The sequence below is a fragment of the Lamprobacter modestohalophilus genome (assembly GCF_016583905.1).
Taxonomy (GTDB): Bacteria; Pseudomonadota; Gammaproteobacteria; order Chromatiales; family Chromatiaceae; genus Lamprobacter; species Lamprobacter modestohalophilus.
Genome location: NZ_NRRY01000032.1, coordinates 41837 through 55553, shown reverse-complemented (window position 1 = coordinate 55553; position 13717 = coordinate 41837). Strand labels below are relative to the sequence as shown.

Sequence of the window (13717 nt, the reverse complement as noted above, 5' to 3'; positions counted from 1 at the left end):
CTCCCCCGTCATTCCGGCCGGGAAGCCGGAATCCCGTGCAGGGAAAGCAACCTCGCAGCAAACACCAAAGCTCAGCAGGTTGCTGCCCGCTCACCATCCATGGCCTAGGTCCCGGCTTCCCGGCCGGCACGACGGAGGCATGAGCCGGGACGGCGGAGGCATGAATCGGCACGACGGTTTTCTCAACGCAGTCGTCATCGTGAATCGTGACTGGACTCAGGAGTTGATCTTGGCATGAAGATGTCCGTGATCACCACGCTGTGTAACGCGGTGCAAACCATCGACGATTGCCTCGACGCGATGGCGGCTCAGTCGCATGCCGATATCGCCGCGGACTATGACCTGATGCTGCGGGTGCTCAGCCAGCTGGAGGGGCCGGGGTATGGGCAGGGGTATCGGCAGGGGGATCGGCACGAGCAGAGATCTGAGCCTCGGCAGGGCAGGGTGGTCTATGTGCCGGAGGTGCTGGTGCGTATGCGCCTGGGTGGCAAGAGCAACCGCAACCTGAAGCAGATCGCCCAAAAGTCCTGGGAGGATTATCAGATCCTGCGCCGGCAGGGCCAAGGTGGTCCGCCGGGTACGGGTCCCCTGGGGGCGTTGAGCGCACTGGCGTGGAAGAACCTGTCTAAGCTGCCGCAGTTTGTGCGCCGCTGAGGAGGGGGGATTTCGGCCGGGATGACGAGGGTGTGTTGGTGGCGGGTGTCGGCTTGGGGCTGATCGGCGTCTGCTCGCTGCCGGTGGTGGCGGCCGGGTTGCTAAGCGGTCTCGGGTGTGAGGGTGGGGCACCGAGGAGGCTGGTAGGCGGTCGACTCTGCTAAACTCCACGATTGGCCAATAACAGCATCTGTGTCGCAGCGCCTTAAAGCAACCGGAGGGCAAACCTGTTATGTCCGCTCAACTCTCTGAAAAGACAAAAGAAACCATCTGCAGGACGCTGGGTGCAACCTCGCTCTCCGAGCTTCAAGAACGTCCCTATCAGGCGCTGTCGGCTGAAGCCGATGTGGACCGCGACAAAGCGGCGCTCTACGCCGATCGTAACCGAGGGTCCGTGCGCCTGAATGCAGGGCATTACTTCACCGTGAAGGAATACGCCGAGCACATCCGCAACATGCAGGCCGTGCGTCTGCCGTGACCGATACAGGCGTTGGTCGCCCTGGCTTCACCGAAGAGGAGGCCGATCGGTTGGCCGCGCTCTCGCGACTCTACAGCGAAGCTAAATCGCTGATCCTCTACGCCGAAGAAGTGGACCCCGATGCGCGGTCCAATCTGCAAATCATCAAAGAGTTACGCGACGCCTTCGATCATCTGATGCGGGCGATCAGTGTGCGCTTTGATGCCAGTCGATCGCCAGGTGATGATGATCAAGCCTATTGCAGCAACAACCTCAGCAAAGCCGAAGGTCACGTCTATCGTGCCGCTTTCGATGCGCTGGATGGCGCGCTGTTATCGCTGCGCGTCAAGATCGCGGAGATCGCAAGCCAGTATCCGTTAGAGGCGTTGTCGCAAGTGGTGCCTGACTACTGGCGGCTGAAGCGTGACTTGGAGCGGCTCAGCACACAGGTGGCTGAGCATCGCGCCGGTAAGGATGTTGGCCGCCAGATCAGTGCCACATTCGATCGCTATGTTGAAGACGTCACTCAGGCCAAGTGCTTTTATGATGAGCTGCTGGGTTGTGCACCCTTGCTCGATGAGTACGTCGCCAAGGCGAAGCGAGAACAACTGGGAAATGATCACCGGCTTTTCTGGGTCAGCGTGATGGCCGCGACCATCGGTGCATTGGCTGGTGGTGCGCTCGCGTGGTTTGCGGGAGGCTGAAATTTAGTCATGCCGCTCTCATTCGGGCTGTTGCTCGGCCTCATCGGTCTGGCCTTGGTCTGGCGCACACGCCGGCTCGGTGTCTTGGTGACGGGGCTCGGCTTGGAGCTGATCGGGCTGTGCGCCGCTGCACCAAGGCCAATGCGGCCTACACACGCGCGCTGCTGGAGCCTGCGACGCACTGGCGGGTGTTGTTGGTGACCTCCGCCTGGCATCTCCGCCGTGCGGCGGCGATTTTCGAGCAGGCGGGGTTTGATGTGGTGCCGGTTGGTGCGGATTATCGGTCCATCAGCAGCTGTCGCGGCCTTCAGTGCTGGCTGCCGAACGCTGATGCGCTTGAGGCGAGCGGGCTGGCGCTGAAGGAGTTCTTGGGGTACTTGGTGCAGGTGCAGTTGCGCAAGTGAGGCTGTCGAGACAACACTGATTCCGCCACTCCGGCAACTCGCGCTCCGTCATTCCGGCCACTTGCCCTTCCGTCATGCCAGCCCTTACCCCTCCGTCATTCCGGCCCTTACCCCTCCGTCATTCCGGCCGGGAAGCCGGAATCCAGCGCAGGGACAGCAACCTCGCAGCAAACACCAAAGCTCGGCAGGTTGCTGCCCGCTCACCGTCCCTGGCCTAGGTCCCGGCTTCCCGGCCGGGACGACGAGCTTGTGCACTCTCACCAACTGAGGCGCCATCCGCTACACTCGCCCCATGGCCAACACGCAGACCCCATCCCCATCCCCTTCCGGATCAGCGAAGAGCGACTACGATAGCCCTTGGAAGGAGGCCATCGAGCGCTTCTTTCCGGAGTTCCTCGCGCTGCTGTTCCCAGCGATCCATGCCGAGATCGACTGGAGTCTGAGGCCTGACTTTCTCGACAAGGAACTGCAACAGATCAGCGCCGACAGTGCCCGAGCGGTCGGCGCCAAGCCGACAAACTGGTGAAAGTGCGTGCCAAGGACGGTGCCGATCTCTATGTCCTGATTCACATCGAAGTCCAAGGCGACGCCGAGCGCGGCTTCAGCGAGCGGATGTTTGTCTATCAGTACCGACTGCGGGATCGCGTTCCGGTTTCCGATGGTCAAACTGCTCGATTACACTCAGCCAGAACGTTGGGCCGAGCTGGAAGCCAGCGACAACGTCTTCGCCCTAGTGGTCATGGCCCAGATCCGCGCCAAGGTCACCGATGATGCCGACACGCTCAAGGGCTGGAAATTCCGTCTCATCCGCCTGATGTATCAGCGCGGCTATGAGCGCGCACTGATCCTGGAGCTGTTCCGACTGATCGACTGGATGATCCGTTTACCTGCGCACTTGGAAGCAGACTTCCGCCAAGCACTCTATGCCTACGAGGAGCAACAACGTATGCCGTATGTCACCACCGTTGAACAGGCTGGGATCGACAAGGGCGTCAAGCAGGGCGAAGCCCTCATCTTGCTAACGCTGCTACAAGAGAAATTCGGACCAGACAGCGTTGATGCCTACCGCGAGCGCATCACGGCCGCCGAGCCCGAGCAACTGCTGCAGTGGTCGAAACGCATCCTCAGCGCCGAGACCCCGGAGACGATCTTTCACTAAGGCTCAGGGCATGGCGCCACGCCGGACAATGAATCCCCTCCGTCATTCCGGCCGGGACGACGGTTTTCTCAACCCAGCCCCAGGACTGATTCCGCAGCAGTCGGCGCTGACGGTCCATGTGCCACTGGAGCCGACACCGGCGATGCGTGAGCTTGGCCGTGCGATCGAGGCGGAGCATGCGGAGTTGGGCCCACCCATCCGCTGCGCTGGCTACCCGATGCGGGCGCGCTAGCGGCAAGCACGCGGGCGTTGAAGGAGTATCTGGGGTGGTGGGTGTATTGGTGGCGTGGCTGGGCGGTTGAAGCGGGGCACGTCTAAATGTAATGGGTGCGTCTCTCGACAACGTAGCCTACGAGCCGTAGGCTACGCTAAGCTGATTGAGCTTTATGCAGTGCGAGACGATCGATGCACGCCACGAATGTCAGAAATCTGAAGAAGAATCCCTCTCTCGCGCTGCGCCAGGCCGAAGAGTCGCCCGTGCTGGTGCTAAAAGGCGACGAGCCGAACGCGCTGATCGTGCACTTGGACAAGTCGGTTGCCGAGGGGGTGCAGTCGGTGAGACCGGCCTTGGCCGCGTCACTCTTCAAAGATGGGACACTGTCTTTGGGCGGGGCCGTGCGGCTGAGCGGTATGGTCACGCAGGCGTATCTTCGGTACCTGGCTGATTTGGGTATCGATGTCGTGCGCTGTGACGAAACCACCCAGCACGACGCCGCGGACCTGGATCGATGGCTCGCGTCGTAATCGCCGACGCCGGACTACTGATCGCATTTGCTGGAATCGACGGACTTTTCATCCCGCGGGCGTTGTTTTCGCGGATCTGTATCACTGCCTCGGTGCGGGACGAGTGTCTGGTGGCCGAGGTGGTCGACGCGCAACGGATCACTGCATCCATCCGGGACGGCTGGCTGGCTGTTGAGGCAGGTTCAGGGGAATCGGTGCCCCTGACCCCCAGCCTGGGGCTTGGTGAAAGCGATTCGATCCGACTGGCCCTGGAAGACCAGGAGCATTCCCTGCTGATCCTAGACGACCGGCTCGCGAGGCGCTATGCGCTGCGCAAGGGGCTCAACGTCGTCGGATCTGTTCGGCTGCTCGATCTGGCGGAACGGCGCGGGCTGATTCAGAGCGCGGAGGCGTCCATTAAGCAGATGTCGGATGTCGGCTACCGCGTCTCGATTGCCCTGTTGGAGCAGGTCCGGACATCGCCATGCGGGTTTCATTGACGCCTGAGCTGGAAAATCGTGTCCGAGCTAAGGTTGAGAGTGGGCTGTATAACAACGCGAGTGAAGTGATTCGTGAAGCCTTGCGTTTTATGGATGCCCACGAGGCCTGGGTTCAGGACATCAAGCTCGCACACCTGCGCGAACAGCTCCAGATCGGGCTTCAGCAGCTTGATCGCGGTGAAGGCATCGCGGTTGATTCCAAACGCAGCTTGGATTGGCTGTTCGACGCCCTCCAGGACAATCGACCGGCATGAGTCGTCATCCGTTGGTCATCTCTCCCGCGGCGAGCTGGCCGAAGTCCCATGATCGCAGTGCGCTGGCGGTGAAGATGTTGGGGGTGTTGGAGGTTGTGGTGGCTGCGCGTTCTGACAAGAAGCCAAGAGGTAAGCGATGAAACTCAAGGTACTGATTCATGAGGCAGAAGAGGGCGGCTTTTGGGCTGAGGTGCCGTCGATCGAAGGCTGCGTCACGCAGGGAGAGAGCTTCGACGAGCTGTTGACCAATCTCTACGAGGCTGTCGAGGGCTGCTTGTCGGTTGACTTAGAGGATATTCAGCTGACACCGGGCGATAGGGTCTTAGAGATCGCCGTGTGAAGGCGATCAGCGGCAAGCGGCTGTGCAAGCTGCTCGAGCAACGCGGCTGGGTTCTGAAACGTATCCAGGGCTCTCACCACATCTATGCGCGGCCCGGAAGCGGCGCCCGCATTTCTGTGCCGGTTCATGGCAGTACAGCACTGAAGATTGGGTTATTGCGCAGTCTGATGAAGATAGCCGACATCGATGATACGCCGAATCCCGAGCGACGCGGAAACACCGGATTCGTGCCCTCGACTTGCTTGTCGCGCCGCACCTTCGATGTCTTGAGCACAGACAGATAGGCCCGGCGCAGCCACCGCCGAACGGCGAATCAGATCCCGAACCCGTTCCTAAATTGCTGGAAGATTCGGGTACAATGTACTGAAGTTGTGGCTGTCTCTAGGACTCGCTAGGACTCGCCAGCACTCGCCAACACTGGAGCACAGGAATTAAAGCTTATGATGGAACTCGGTGTCGCCACGGTCATGACTGCTGGCACGGTTTACTTTTTGCACCCGCTCGCGGCACGCCTCGGTCTCATTGACCATCCCGGCGATCGACGAAAAATACACCTCAATTCTGTCGCTACGATTGGTGGCCTCGCCATTTTCGTCGGGCTGTTTCTTGCGGCGCTTCTTCACCTCGTGCAGAACCAGCCCCCGGCCGATTTGGCCTATGGGCTGTTCGGCGCCATTATCTTGGTCCTGGTTGGTGCGCTCGATGACCGCTTCAATCTTGGCTACAAGGTATGCCTCTTCGCGCAAGCCGGAGCGGCGCTGATTCTCGTGCTCGGTGCCGGGGTCCAACTGCGGGTGCTTGGTGACCTATTCGGGTTTGGTCCTGTCGGACTTGGCTGGCTAACGGTGCCGATCTCGGTGTTTGCCGTCGTCGGGCTGATCAACGCCTTCAACATGATCGACGGCATCGATGGACTTGCCGGTAGTCTGGCGCTAATCGCGCTGATCAGCGTGCTACTGGAACTCCCGGGGCATGCAGGCACTATGCTTTTTTTAATCCCTGTGATCGTCGCAACCCTGTTGCCATATCTCGCCATTAATCTCGAGCTGCCCGGCTTCAAACGACACAAAATCTTCCTCGCCGATGCAGGCAGCATGCTGCTGGGTTACCTCGTCGTCTGGGCGTTGATCAATGCCACCCAGACGCCCTCTGGCATCTCCCCAGTAGCGGCGCTCTGGCTCGTCGCCATTCCGCTGATGGACACCTTCGCAGTGATGGGAAGGCGTCTGCGCAAAGGCCGCTCACCGTTCACCGCCGACCACCACCATCTCCACCACCTGCTGATTCGCATCAGCGGCAGCCCCCGCAAAGCGCTCGCTATCATTACTTGTGCTCGCCTTAGGTTTTGCAATTACGCCTCAAATTGCACGTCTCATCGGACTCAGCGAATCCGCGTTATTCTATCTAGCACTCGCCACCTTCCTCTGCTACATCGTCTTACAATCACGTTTGCCGTGCTTTCACCGGCGCTTAAGACGCACGCTCGCGCGGCGGTAATATCAGCCACCGTCTAGTGAAAGCTGACACCTCAATCTACACTCTGGTTGGCGCCGACCTACCTGGTGCCTCGTTCTCCAAGACGTCAAATCCGCGCTGCCTGCCGGCACTTGATGGTGCCCGGGCCGCTGGCGCTGTCAGCGACGGAGATCCACCGCTTTGGCAAGCAGGCTTAGGGCATCGTTTTTATCGTTCGACCAAGCGTTGCGTTGAGATCGTCCGTGTTCTGCGCGATCGACGGGAACCGCATCGCCATCTGCGTTAGCGGGTTCGTCATTGCACTAGAATCCCCTGAAACAAATGCTGCTTGTCGGCCACTGAGGCCTCCAGTATCGTTCGCCGATGCGACTGGAAAAGATCAAGCTGGCTGGATTCAAGTCCTTTGTGGACCCGACGACGGTGCCCTTCCCGAGCAATCGGGTCGGCGTGGTCGGGCCGAATGGCTGTGGTAAGTCGAATGTCATCGATGCGGTGCGCTGGGTCATGGGCGAGAGCTCGGCGAAGATGCTGCGCGGTCAGTCGATGGCCGATGTCATCTTCAACGGCAGCAGCTCGCGCAAGCCGGTTGGGATGGCCCATATCGAGCTGGTGTTCGATAACAGCGATGGCCGCGCCGGTGGTGAGTTTGCCCGCTTTGCACAGATCGCGGTCAAGCGACAGGTCTCGCGCGATGGTCAGTCGAACTATTTCCTGAACGGCGCTCGTTGTCGGCGACGCGATATCCAGGACCTCTTTCTCGGTACCGGGCTCGGACCGCGTAGCTACGCGATCATCGAGCAGGGGATGATCTCGCGCTTTATCGAGGCCAAGCCGGAGGAGCTGCGGCTGTTCATCGAGGAGGCGGCCGGGATCTCCAAGTATAAGGAGCGGCGGCGTGAGACCGAGACCCGCATGCGCCATACGCGCGAGAACCTGGAGCGGCTTCAGGATCTCCGCGATGAGGTCGGCAAGCAGCTTCAGCATCTCGAGCGTCAGGCCGCGACCGCAGTCAAATATCGCGCCCTGAAAGAGGACGAGCGACGCTTGAGCGACGAGCTGGCCGCGCTGCAGTGGCGTGAACTGGATCAGGGCCTGGAGCGTCAGGACCGGGTCATCGGCGAGGCCGAGGTGCGGCTGGAGGCCGATCAGACAGCCTTGCGCCGGCTCGAGGCCGAGATCGAGGCCCAGCGGGCATTGCATGGCGAGGTCTCGGATGCCTTTAACGGCGTGCAGGGGCGCTGGTACGCGGCTGGCTCCGAGATCGCCCGGCTCGAGCAGGCGTTGCAGTTCGCGGCCGAGACCCGGCAGCGCCAGGAGCGCGAGCTGGGCTCGGTGCGACGTGAGCTGGATGAGGCTAGCGGCCAGCAGGAGCGGGATCAGTCGCGCCAGGCCGAGCTGGACGCGGAGCTCGAGCGGGACATCCCATTGCTCGAAGAGGGGCGTGAACGCCTCGATGACCTGCGCGAGCGGCTGGCTGAGGCCGAAGATCAGCTGGAGACCTGGCAGCAGGCCTGGGATGCCATTCAGCTCGAGATCGCCGCACCCTCGGCCGAGGCGCAGCACGAACGCTCAACCCTCAATCATCTCGAGCAGCGTCTGGCGCAAGATCGCGAGCGCAACAACCGCATCGATGACGAAATGGGCCGGCTCGAGACCGGCGAGCTGGAAGACCGCTTGGCCGCGCTCGATGAGCGGTCTGATGGGCTCGATGAGCGGCTGCGTCTCGCCGCTGACGCCCAAGAGCGCGCGGCCGCGGCGCTGCGCGAGGCGGAGTCCACGCGGGGCGAGCTGAGTGGGCGTCTCGATGCCGCCCGCACCGAGCTGCAGACCACCCGCGGTCGCCTGGCCTCGCTCGAGGCGCTGCAGGATGCGGCCTTGGAGAACCCGGATGAGGCGGTTGCGGCCTGGATCGATCGCTGCGATCTGACCCAGGCGCCGCGCTTGCTGGATCAGATCGAGGTCACCGCTGGTTGGGAGACCGCGGTCGAGGTGGTCTTGAGCAGCGCGCTCGCGGCCTTTTCGGTCGCTGAGCTGGACGTGCTGGTGCGCTCGCTCGAGAGCGAGGCCCTGATGCTGTTCGAGAACGATGCCTCCCAGGTCGACGGGGTCGGCGCGGCGCCGGCTAGCACATCGGGGCTGGCGGCCCTGGTGCGCGGCCCCTCGGTCTTGGCGCAGTTGCTAGCGGGCATCGATGTGGCTGAGAGTCGCGAGCAGGCGCTGGCTCGGCGTCCGGAGCTGAGCGGGGGACAACGCATCGTTACCCGCGATGGATTCTTGATTGGGCCCGGCTGGGTCAAGGCGCCGGGGCAAGGCGCCCAGGATGCGACCGATGTCGGTGGCAGTATCGCGCGGGCAGAGGAGATGAAGGCCCTTGTGCTGGCTGCTGATGAGCTCGAAGAGGTAATCGCAGGGCTGGCGGACGAACAGGAGGTCTTGGCGCTGCGTCGCGTCGAGCTGGAGCAGGCGCGCAACGATGCGCATGAGGATCTTGCCCGCTTGAGCCGGGATCGGGCCTCACTGGATGCGGAGCAAGGTGCGGCGCGGGCGCGCTTGACCCATCTGCGCGAGCGCCGCGCCGCGCTGGCCGATGAGCAACTGGCGTTGCAGGAAGGCTGCGCCGAGATGGAGGAGGCGATGGAGCTTGGCCGGGAGCGTCTGCATGCGGCCCTCGAGCGCAGCGAGCAGCTGACCGAGCGCCGCGATGGCCTGGCCGCTGAGCGCGAGCCGCGGCGTTCCGCTGTGACCGAACTGCGACGCGAAGAGACACTGTTGCGCGATGAGGTGCAACGCTTGGAGGTTGCCACCGAGACGCGGCGTGCGTCGCAGGCCGGGCTGGCGGCGAATCTCGAGCGTGCCAGCGAGCGTGTCGCCAATCTCGAGGCGCGCCGCGATGAGCTGGCCGAAGCGCTGACCGAGGCCGCGGAGCCCGCGCTGGAGCAGCAGGAGCGCCTGGATGAGCAGCTCGAGCAACGCCTGCTGGTCGAGCAAGAGCTGAACGCGACGCGCCAGCGGATGGAGGAGGTCGACGCCCAGATTCGTGCCTCCGAGCAGCGCCGCCATGGGCTCGAGCAATCGCTCAACGCGGTACGGCAGGAGCTCGATGCCGCGCGCCTGCAGCGGCAAGAGCTGCTGGTGCGGCGGCAGACGGTTGAAGAACAGCTGCGCGCGCGAGAGGCCTCACCGCAGGCGGTGCTCGACGCGATGCAGCCGGAGCTGCTCGCGGAGCAGCTCGCCGACAATGGGCTTGTCGAGCGCTGGGGACTCGAGCTGGAAGCGGTCAAGGCGCGCATTGGCCGGCTCGGCAACATCAACCTGGCCGCCATCGATGAGTTTCAAGAGCAGTCTGAGCGCATGCGCTATCTCGAAGAGCAGCATGCCGATATCAGCACTGCGCTGGAGACGCTCGAGTCGGCGATCCGGAAGATCGATCGTGAGACCCGGAGTCGGTTCAAGGAGACCTTCGATCGCATCAACAGCGGTCTGCAGGAGCTGTTCCCGCGCGTCTTTGGTGGCGGCAATGCCTACCTGGAGCTGACGGGTGAAGATCTGCTCGACACCGGCGTCTCGATCATGGCGCGCCCGCCGGGCAAGCGCAATGCGACCATCCACATGCTTTCGGGCGGTGAGAAGGCGCTCACCGCGGTGGCCTTGGTGTTTGCCATCTTCCAGCTCAATCCGGCACCCTTCTGTATGCTCGACGAGGTGGATGCGCCGCTGGATGATGCCAATGTCGGACGCTTCTGCGAGCTGGTGCGCTCGATGTCGGATCAGATCCAGTTCATCTTCATCACCCATAATAAGGTGACGATGGAATTGGCGGATCAGCTGCTCGGGATTACGATGCACGAGCCCGGCTGCTCGCGCCTCGTCTCGGTCGATGTCGAGCAGGCCGCGCGCATGGTGGCTGCCTCTTGACCCCGGGCTTGGCCTTCCGAACAAGTGCTACGAATGCGCTGATATAATGACAAACAACTCTGCATCGGATGTGAACCCATGGATGCTGGCACTCTGAGAATCATTCTGATCATCCTCGGCGCCTTGCTGCTGGTCGCCCTGTACTATTGGGAGCGGCGGCGGATCGAGGGAGAGACTCAGCCCGATGATCTCGACAAGCGCGAGCGTCAGCGGTCGGCGGCTGCGTGGCGCCGCGAGCCGAGCTTTGGGCGACGTGTCGCCGATGAGGTGACGCTTGACGAGGCTGCCTCTGATGCCGATGCTGCTTATGGGGCGCACCGTAGCGCCAATGTCGCTAGTGCGTCTGCGGCGACGGATGATGATCCCAGCGCGGATGATCCCAACGCGGATGATGCCGAGCCTGCGCGAGCCGGTGGCAGCGGCTTAGACGCGCCCGAGCGGGTCAAGGCAGTGACATCATCCTCGATGCAGGAGCAACGCCCGTCGTCGCGCCCGGCGACGACTGAAGATGGTCTGCTGGTCCAGCTGTTCTTGGTCGCTCGCGATCAACATTTCGACGGCTCGGCTGTGCAGGCGGCCGCCGAGCGACAGCACCTGACCCCGGGGGAGATGGACATCTATCATCGCCGCAACCTCGATCGCAGCAGCGAGCGTGCGCTCTTCAGTATGGCCAATCTGGTCAATCCGGGAACCTTTCCGTTCGATTCGATGGAGCGCTTCACCACGCCCGGGGTGGCGCTCTTCACTCAGCTTGATGGGATGCCGAGCGACCTGATGGTCTACGACGAGTTTGTGCAAAGCGCTCGGACGATGGCCGATGAGCTTGGCGCCGACCTGCTGCTGCCGAACCGTTGTCCGTTCGACGAGGACGCTTGGGAAGGCTACCGGATCGAGCTGCTCAGCTTGATCAACGATCGTGCGGATGCGTTGATCAGCGGCGATGGATCGAGCCGAAGCGAGGGCTCCAGGCGAAGCGGGGGTTCCAGGCCGGCCGATGCTGAGAACGGCGATGATGAGCCAGCGGTTCGCCGATGACGGTGCCGGCCTCTGATCGGGAGCGGGCTGAGGTTCTGCGTCGCGAGCTCGAGCATCATAATTATCGCTACTACGTCCTCGATGATCCGGAGATTCCAGACGCCGAGTACGATCGTCTCCTGCGTGAGCTGCAGGCGCTAGAGGCGCGTTATCCGGAGCTGGTCACGCCAGACTCGCCGACGCAGCGGGTCGGTGCCGCGCCGCTGGAGAGTTTCGCCGAGGTTGAGCATCGGCTGCCGATGCTGTCGTTGAACAATGCGCTCGACGAGCAGGAGCTGAGCGAGTTCGATCGCCGAGTGCGCGAGGGGTTGGGCCTCGAGCAGGTGCGCTACTCAGCAGAGCCGAAGCTGGATGGACTTGCGGTCAGCCTGCTGTACGAGGATGGGGTCCTGGTCCAAGGCGCGACCCGCGGCGATGGTCATCGCGGCGAGGACGTGACCGCCCAGGTACGGACCATCCAATCGGTCCCGCTGCGCCTGCGTTCTTCCGAGGCTGATCGCCAGTGGCCGGCCCTGTTGGAGGTGCGCGGTGAGGTCTTCCTGACCTATGAGCGTTTCGCCGCCATCAATGCCCGCGCCCAGCGCGAGGGCGGCAAGGCCTTTGCCAATCCGCGCAACGCGGCTGCCGGAAGTCTTCGCCAGCTCGATTCACGGGTCACCGCCGCGCGCGGGTTGAGCATGTTTTGTTATGGCCTGGGCGCGGTCGAGGGGGCGCCTTGGTCCGATAGCCACAGCGACAGCCTGGCGCGCATCGCCGGCTGGGGGCTGCCTGTTTCGCCTGAGCAGCGGGTTGTCGAGGGGCTTGATGGCTGTATGGCCTATCATGCGGCGATGGCTGAGCGCCGTGAGCGGCTGGCCTATGCGATCGATGGCGTGGTGTTCAAGGTCGACCGGCGCGTCGATCAGGAGCAGCTCGGCTTCGTGTCGCGCGCACCACGCTGGGCGATCGCCTACAAGTTTCCGGCCCAGGAAGAGCTGACCACCGTCGAGGCGATCGAGTTTCAGGTCGGCCGCACGGGGGCGTTGACCCCGGTCGCGCGGCTGGCGCCGGTGGATGTGGCTGGGGTCACCGTCTCCAATGCCACGCTGCACAACATCGATGAGGTGCATCGCAAGGACGTTCGCGTGGGCGATACCGTGTATATCCGCCGCGCCGGTGATGTGATTCCCGAGGTGGTGCGGGTGCTGCCGGAGCGCCGTCCGTCGGGTACCGCGCCGGTGCAGTTGCCGGCGCAGTGTCCTGTCTGTAACTCCGATGTGCTGCGAGCGGAGGGGGAGGCGGTCGCGCGTTGCACCGGTGGGCTGTTCTGCGCGGCGCAGCGTAAGGAGGCGATCAAGCATTTTGCCTCACGCCGGGCGATGGATATCGAGGGCCTTGGCGATAAGCTGGTCGACCAGTTGGTTGAGCGCGTTCTGGTGCAGGACCCGGCCGATCTCTACCAGCTCAGTCAGGAGCAGCTGAGCGGGTTAGAGCGCATGGCTGAGAAATCGGCTGCGAATCTGCTCGCCGCGCTCGACAAGAGTCGCCACACGCGCTTGGCGCGCTTCGTCTATGCGCTCGGCATTCGCGAGGTGGGTGAGGCAACGGCGCGCGCGCTGGCGGCGCATTTTCGCGATCTCGATGCGCTGATGGATGCTCCGGTTGCGGCACTGCTGTCGGTCGAGGGTATTGGCCCCGTGGTTGCCGAGCACATCCAGGCGTTCTTTTCGCAGCCGCACAATCGCGAGGTCATCGCCAAGCTGCGCTCGCCGGAGATTGGCGCGATCACCTGGGAGCGGCCGGCCTCGGGAGCTGAGGCCGAAGCGCTCGATGAGACCAGCCCGTTGTTTGGCAAGACGGTCGTGATCACCGGCACCCTGAGCCAGCCCCGTGAGCAGATCAAGGCGCGGCTTGAGGCACTGGGGGCTAAGGTGACTAGTAGCCTGTCGAAGAAGACCGATCTGCTGATCGCTGGCGCTGATCCGGGCAGCAAGCTGGCTCGGGCCGAGGCGCTTGGGGTCGAGATGATCGATGAAGATCGACTGCGCGCGCTGCTCGAATCCGCGTCGATCGACGACGCGGACGATTCGGACTGATTGGCATCTGGCAGCGGCGAC

17 protein-coding genes are annotated in these 13717 nt (G+C 63.0%); all 17 read left to right on the top strand.

Features of this window, described 5'->3' with window-relative positions; translation table 11 throughout:
• Window positions 1–238, top strand: a 238-nt coding sequence (locus CKO42_RS26955; protein ID WP_207148763.1) for a hypothetical protein, incomplete at its 5' end; no start/stop codon positions are given.
• The gene (locus CKO42_RS17185; protein WP_242479472.1) at window positions 235–654 is read left to right on the top strand and encodes a hypothetical protein; all 420 of its coding nucleotides are present in this window, start codon (window positions 235–237) and stop codon (window positions 652–654) included. The genes CKO42_RS26955 and CKO42_RS17185, both read left to right, overlap by 4 nt.
• Window positions 655–886: 232 nt before the next feature.
• Window positions 887–1132: a hypothetical protein gene (locus CKO42_RS17180; RefSeq protein ID WP_200246681.1), complete on the top strand. Its 246-nt coding sequence runs from the start codon at window positions 887–889 to the stop codon at window positions 1130–1132.
• On the top strand, window positions 1129–1815 hold the full coding sequence (locus tag CKO42_RS17175; RefSeq protein WP_200246679.1) for a hypothetical protein: 687 nt from the start codon (window positions 1129–1131) through the stop codon (window positions 1813–1815). The genes CKO42_RS17180 and CKO42_RS17175 overlap by 4 nt, the downstream gene beginning before the upstream one ends.
• Before the next feature lie 119 nt (window positions 1816–1934).
• Window positions 1935–2219 carry an ElyC/SanA/YdcF family protein gene (locus CKO42_RS17170; protein WP_200246677.1) on the top strand — a complete coding sequence of 95 codons (285 nt, stop codon included), beginning with the start codon at window positions 1935–1937 and terminating at the stop codon, window positions 2217–2219.
• A 292-nt stretch (window positions 2220–2511) separates the two neighbouring features.
• Entirely contained in the window at window positions 2512–2745 is a 234-nt protein-coding gene (locus CKO42_RS27430) for a hypothetical protein (protein ID WP_242479471.1), read from the top strand.
• A gap of 90 nt (window positions 2746–2835) precedes the next feature.
• Complete coding sequence (locus tag CKO42_RS27425; protein ID WP_242479470.1) at window positions 2836–3378, top strand: RpnC/YadD family protein; 543 nt, start codon at window positions 2836–2838, stop codon at window positions 3376–3378.
• A 28-nt stretch (window positions 3379–3406) separates the two neighbouring features.
• Complete coding sequence (locus tag CKO42_RS17160) at window positions 3407–3610, top strand: hypothetical protein (RefSeq protein WP_200246675.1); 204 nt, start codon at window positions 3407–3409, stop codon at window positions 3608–3610.
• Window positions 3611–3783: 173 nt separating this feature from the next.
• Window positions 3784–4122: a UPF0175 family protein gene (locus CKO42_RS17155; RefSeq protein ID WP_200246673.1), complete on the top strand. Its 339-nt coding sequence runs from the start codon at window positions 3784–3786 to the stop codon at window positions 4120–4122.
• Window positions 4107–4601, top strand: coding sequence for a PIN domain-containing protein (locus CKO42_RS17150; RefSeq protein ID WP_200246671.1), 495 nt, complete (start codon window positions 4107–4109; stop codon window positions 4599–4601). The genes CKO42_RS17155 and CKO42_RS17150 overlap by 16 nt, the downstream gene beginning before the upstream one ends.
• A complete protein-coding gene (locus tag CKO42_RS17145; RefSeq protein ID WP_242479469.1) occupies window positions 4598–4855 on the top strand; it encodes a type II toxin-antitoxin system ParD family antitoxin in 258 nt (85 codons plus the stop codon). The genes CKO42_RS17150 and CKO42_RS17145 overlap by 4 nt, the downstream gene beginning before the upstream one ends.
• 136 nt (window positions 4856–4991) lie before the next feature.
• Window positions 4992–5195: a type II toxin-antitoxin system HicB family antitoxin gene (locus CKO42_RS17140; protein WP_200246667.1), complete on the top strand. Its 204-nt coding sequence runs from the start codon at window positions 4992–4994 to the stop codon at window positions 5193–5195.
• The gene (locus CKO42_RS17135) at window positions 5192–5479 is read left to right on the top strand and encodes a type II toxin-antitoxin system HicA family toxin (protein WP_200246665.1); all 288 of its coding nucleotides are present in this window, start codon (window positions 5192–5194) and stop codon (window positions 5477–5479) included. Before CKO42_RS17140 ends, CKO42_RS17135 begins: the two co-directional genes overlap by 4 nt.
• Window positions 5480–5638: 159 nt before the next feature.
• Window positions 5639–6709, top strand: coding sequence for an undecaprenyl-phosphate alpha-N-acetylglucosaminyl 1-phosphate transferase (locus CKO42_RS17130; RefSeq protein WP_200246663.1), 1071 nt, complete (start codon window positions 5639–5641; stop codon window positions 6707–6709).
• Window positions 6710–7034: 325 nt separating this feature from the next.
• Window positions 7035–10586: a chromosome segregation protein SMC gene (gene smc / locus CKO42_RS17125; RefSeq protein WP_200246661.1), complete on the top strand. Its 3552-nt coding sequence runs from the start codon at window positions 7035–7037 to the stop codon at window positions 10584–10586.
• Window positions 10587–10664: 78 nt separating this feature from the next.
• A complete protein-coding gene (locus tag CKO42_RS17120; RefSeq protein WP_200246659.1) occupies window positions 10665–11621 on the top strand; it encodes a cell division protein ZipA C-terminal FtsZ-binding domain-containing protein in 957 nt (318 codons plus the stop codon).
• Window positions 11618–13696, top strand: a complete 2079-nt coding sequence (ligA, locus tag CKO42_RS17115) for an NAD-dependent DNA ligase LigA (RefSeq protein ID WP_200246657.1) — start codon at window positions 11618–11620, stop codon at window positions 13694–13696. The genes CKO42_RS17120 and ligA overlap by 4 nt, the downstream gene beginning before the upstream one ends.
• Window positions 13697–13717: the final 21 nt, after the last annotated feature.